The sequence below is a fragment of the Mycobacterium sp. TH-M11 genome (assembly GCF_057473725.1).
The window spans coordinates 1-3,016 of sequence record NZ_JBYCLD010000366.1 but is presented as its reverse complement, the minus strand read 5'-3'; the positions used below and the strand labels follow the sequence as shown (position 1 = coordinate 3,016).

2 protein-coding genes and 1 pseudogene are annotated in these 3,016 nt (G+C 67.5%); 2 read left to right on the top strand and 1 reads right to left on the bottom strand.

Annotated features, from left to right (window positions below; genetic code table 11):
* Positions 1 to 382, bottom strand: a pseudogene (locus AC2VOG_RS14690) (AAA family ATPase); the annotation flags it as partial.
* 48 nt (positions 383 to 430) lie between these two features.
* Here AC2VOG_RS14690 and AC2VOG_RS14685 point away from each other — a divergent pair.
* Positions 431 to 1,003: an LOG family protein gene (locus AC2VOG_RS14685; RefSeq protein WP_486940619.1), complete on the top strand. Its 573-nt coding sequence runs from the start codon at positions 431 to 433 to the stop codon at positions 1,001 to 1,003.
* Between the two features lie 33 nt (positions 1,004 to 1,036).
* Positions 1,037 to 2,833, top strand: a complete 1,797-nt coding sequence (fadD6, locus tag AC2VOG_RS14680; RefSeq protein ID WP_486940618.1) for a long-chain-acyl-CoA synthetase FadD6 — start codon at positions 1,037 to 1,039, stop codon at positions 2,831 to 2,833.
* The last annotated feature ends 183 nt before the right edge of the window (positions 2,834 to 3,016 follow it).

The window sequence follows — 3,016 nt, the reverse complement described above, 5'->3', positions numbered from 1 at the left end:
GCGTCGACCCGCTGAGTGCCAGCCGGTAGACGAGCGCGGCGGACAGCCGGTCGAGCAGGTGGGCGTCGTCGACGACGAAGCCCCGCTCGTCGCCGACGAGCCGGTCCTGCGCGGCGCGCAGCAGCTCGGCCGGTCGGGCGGTGGCGTTGGCGAGGTCTGCGCCGGCCAGCAGCCCGCGGAAGGCGCCGAACGGGATGTCGTGCTCGGTGGCGGTGCCGATCACCCAGCGGGCGTCCGGCGCGGCGGCGCCGCGGGCGAGCGCCGTCTTGCCGGCACCATCAGCACCGAGGATCACCACGCCGGCATGTCGCGGATCGTCCAAGGCGGCGGTGACATCGCGCTGCGCGGATTCGCGCGGCGCGACCACCCAAGCATTCGGCACCGCCGGATTTTATGGCGCGCGCACCCAAGCGCATGCGGTTAGGCCCAAATGCGCTCGGCGACAACGGTGGTCTACGTTTCGACTGTGCACGCAATCTGCGTCTACTGCGCATCAGGGCCTACGCATCCGGAATTGCTGGCGCTGGCCGCCGAACTCGGCGAGGCGATCGCCGAACGCGGCTGGACCCTGATCTGGGGCGGCGGTAACGTCTCGGCGATGGGAGCGCTGGCCAGCGCCGCCCGCGCCCGTGGCGGCTGGACCGTCGGCGTCATACCCAAGATGCTGGTGCGGCGCGAAGTCGCGGACCACGACGCCGACGAGCTGATCGTCACCGACACCATGCGTGAGCGCAAACAGATCATGGAAGACCGCGCCGACGCCTTCATCACGTTGCCCGGCGGGATCGGCACGCTCGAGGAGTTCTTCGAGGTCTGGACCGGCGGATACCTCGGCATGCACGCCAAGCCGGTGGTGCTGCTGGATCCCGGCGGGCACTACGACGGGCTGCGCGCCTGGCTGGACGGCCTGGTGACGAGCGGATACGTCTCGCAGGTCGCCACGGACCGCCTGCTGGTCGTCGACGAGATCGGCGCCGCGCTGGCGGCGTGCGAACCCCGCTGACGGTCTTTGCTGACGATCGATAGGCTGACCGCCATGTCCGAGAACAAATCCGGTTCCGCCACGTCGGTTTCCGGCACGTCGGTTGGGCTGATCGATATCGCGAACCGGGCGCCCGCACTGTTGGCCGACCTTCCGGTGATCGCCCGCGGGATGCTCACGCTGGTGCGGGCGCAGCCGAACGTCAAGATCTCGATCGGCAAGATCTTCCAGGACCGGGCCGCCCGCTACGGTGATCGGGTTTTCATCCGGTTCGGCGACCAGCAGCTGACCTACCGCGAGGCCAATGTCGCCGCCAATCGCTACGCGGCCGTGTTGGCCGCCCGCGGTGTCGGCCGTGGCGACGTCGTCGGGATCATGCTGCGCAATTCGCCCGACGCGGTGCTGATGATGCTGGCCGCGGTCAAGTGCGGTGCGGTCGCCGGGATGCTCAACTACCACCAGCGCGGCGACGTGCTCGCGCACAGCATCGGCTTGCTCAGGGCCAAGGCGCTGGTGGTCGAATCCGATTTCGTCGACGCGGTGCACGAGTGCGGCGACGCCACGATCGCCCCGGTCACGATCGAGGAGATGGCGCGGCTGGCGGCCACCGCGCCGACCGTCAACCCGCCGTCGGCGTCGGCGGTGCTGGCCAAGGACACCGCGTTCTACATCTTCACGTCGGGCACCACCGGCCATCCCAAGGCCAGCGTGATGACCCACAAGCGATGGTTGTCCGCGCTGGCGGTGTTCGGCGGACTTGGCCTGCGGCTCAAGGGTTCTGACACGCTGTACAGCTGCCTGCCGCTCTACCACAACAACGCTCTGACGGTCGCGGTCGGATCGGTGATCAATTCCGGAGCCACGCTGGCCCTGGGTAAATCGTTCTCGGCGTCGAAATTCTGGGACGAGGTGATCGCCAGCAAGGCAACGGCTTTCATCTATATCGGCGAGGTCTGCCGCTACCTGTTGAACCAGCCCGAGAAGCCGACCGATCGCGCCCACGCGGTGCGCCTGATCGCGGGCAACGGGCTGCGTCCCGAGATCTGGGACGAGTTCACCGCCCGGTTCGGTATCGGCCGGGTGTGCGAGTTCTACGCGGCCAGCGAGGGAAACACGGCCTTTATCAACGTGTTCAACGTGCCGCGGTCAGCGGGATGGGCGCCGATGCCGGTGGCCTATGTCGCCTACGACGCAGACACCGGCGAACCGCTGCGCGGCGACGACGGCTGGGTGTACAAGGTGCCGGCCGGCGAACCCGGTCTGCTGCTGAGCCCGGTCAACCGGCTGCAGCCCTTCGACGGCTACACCGATAAGAGCGCTAGTGAAAAGAAGTTGGTGCGCAATGCGTTTCGCGACGGGGACTGCTATTTCAACACCGGTGACGTGATGAGCCCGCAGGGCATGGGACATGCCGCGTTCGTGGACCGACTCGGCGACACCTTCCGCTGGAAGGGCGAAAACGTGGCCACCACTCAGGTGGAGCGCGCGCTGAGTTCGGACAAGGCGATAGAGGAGTGCACGGTCTTCGGGGTGGAGGTTCCGCGCACCGGCGGCCGCGCCGGGATGGCCGCGGTCAAGCTGCGTGCGGGCGCCGAATTCGACGGTAACTCGCTCGCCCAGACCGTCTACCAGAAGTTGCCGGCGTACGCGCTGCCGCTGTTCGTCCGGCTGGTCGAGTCGATGGAACACACCACCACGTTCAAAAGCCGCAAGGTCGATCTGCGCGAGCAGGCCTACGACGCGGGCATCGAAGATCCGGTGTACGTGCTGGCCGGGCGTGACGAGGGCTATGTGCCGTTCTACGACGACTACCCCGAAGAGGTCGCCAACGGCAAGCGGCCACAGGGCTAGACACCAGCACCGCCACACCAGCACCGCCACACCAACACCGCCACACCAACACCGCCACACCAACACCGCCACACCAACACCGCCTCTGGGGTGGCACTCTTTTTTGGAATCGTGACCGCATGCGATATCACCGCGAGCGCACCAGGCACGATGGTCTGATGCCGTCCACCTTGTGCGGTCGTC

Bases quoted from the DNA above. Each gene is read 5' to 3' on its own strand.
- fadD6 (WP_486940618.1), top strand. From the start codon at position 1,037: ATGTCCGAGAACAAATCCGGTTCCGCCACGTCGGTTTCCGGCACGTCG.
- AC2VOG_RS14685 (WP_486940619.1), top strand. From the start codon at position 431: ATGCGCTCGGCGACAACGGTGGTCTACGTTTCGACTGTGCACGCAATC.